At 57.7% G+C, this 1,442-nt stretch carries 2 protein-coding genes; both read left to right on the forward strand.

Going from position 1 to position 1,442, the window contains the following annotated elements; genetic code table 11:
* Positions 1 to 677, forward strand: a 677-nt coding sequence (locus tag EN935_RS35840) for a transporter substrate-binding domain-containing protein (RefSeq protein ID WP_127374219.1), incomplete at its 5' end; no start/stop codon positions are given.
* A 52-nt stretch (positions 678 to 729) separates the two neighbouring features.
* A complete protein-coding gene (locus tag EN935_RS35845) occupies positions 730 to 1,404 on the forward strand; it encodes an amino acid ABC transporter permease (RefSeq protein WP_127265904.1) in 675 nt (224 codons plus the stop codon).
* The last annotated feature ends 38 nt before the right edge of the window (positions 1,405 to 1,442 follow it).

Raw genomic sequence — 1,442 nt, forward strand, 5'->3', positions numbered from 1 at the left:
ACCTCGCACCGCTTGGCAGCTTCGACGCCAGCAACGAAGTCGTCGGTTTCGACGTGGACGTTGCAGAAAAGCTTGCCGAAATGCTGGGCGTGAAGCTCGAAAAGGTCAACATACTCGGGCCAGATCGCATTCCTTTCGTCAGCAGCGGCAAGATCGACTTCACCCTCGGCGCCCTTACCCGGACGGCCGATCGCGCCAAGGTGATCGACTTCTCCGTGCCGCTTCATACGGAGTCGCTGGCGGTTTTGACCCTGGAAGGCAAGCCATTCAAGGATTGGAAGGATCTGAACAACGAGAACGTCACGTTGGTCCAAGTGCGCGGCACCACGCCGGTCGAGTTCATCCAGAAGAATCTGCCCAAGGCAAAGCTTCTTCTGCTCGACAGCAATGCCGATGTGGTCCGCAGCCTTGCGCAGGGCCGCGGCGACGCGCTCATCGACGTTCTCGACTTCTTCAACGATTTGCGTGTTCAATTCAAAGCCAACTGGAAGGTGCTCGATACCCCTATCGAGGTTGACTATTGCTCGATCGGTGTCGCGAGAGGCAACACCTCGCTGAAGGACTGGCTCAACGTCGCGCTCTTCCAACTCCACAACGATGGCTGGGTCAACGAGACCTGGGTCAAGTGGTTCAAGGGTCCCATGGTCTTCGACGTAAAGGCCACTCCCTACTTCTGATACCATACCCAGGCCGGCGCCAAGCGCGCCGGCCTCTTCGGGGGGAGGAATCGTGAACTACTCTCTACAGTTCGGGCAGGTGATAGGGTTTTTGCCCTATCTCCTCGAGGGCGCTCTGGTCAGTTTCTGGCTCGCGCTTCTGGCCTTCTCGGGAGGCTTGCTGATCGGTCTCGCCGGTGCCTTTGGCAAGATATTCGGCGGCCGCGTAGTTTCAGGGGCGGTTTCGGCCTATTGCATCTTTCTCACCAACACGCCGCTCTTGGTGCAGATATTCTTCATCTTTTATGGTCTTGCTGACTTTGGCTTGTTGCTGACACCATTCCAGGCAGTCTTGATAGGCATTATGCTGAATACCGGTGCTTATCTGACCGAGATCCTGCGCGCCGGCTTCTTGTCCACTCGGCGTAGCGAACTGGAAGCTGCTGAAGTGCTTGGCATGTCACGGCTGCAGACCGTTCACCACGTGATCGTGCCGCACATTGCCCGGGTGCTTTTTCCACCGCTGTCCAATCAGTACATCTTGGTCGTTATGAGCACCTCGATGGGCGCCATCTTCGGCTTGGAGGAATTGACGGGGCGCGCGGTCAACATCAACGCCCAGACCTTCCGTTCGATCGAGATTTTCACGATGACAGGCCTGATCTACCTGGGAGTAACCACGCTGGCTACGGCACTGCTGGTGCTGGCCGGCCGCCACCTGCTTCGTGTGCGAATGTCGGTGCTGTGATGGACGGCATACTTCCCCAGGTCCCGACGCTTTTCGCA

Origin of the sequence: Mesorhizobium sp. M7D.F.Ca.US.004.03.1.1, assembly GCF_003998635.1 — a bacterium.
In the GTDB taxonomy this organism is placed as follows: Bacteria; Pseudomonadota; Alphaproteobacteria; order Rhizobiales; family Rhizobiaceae; genus Mesorhizobium; species Mesorhizobium loti.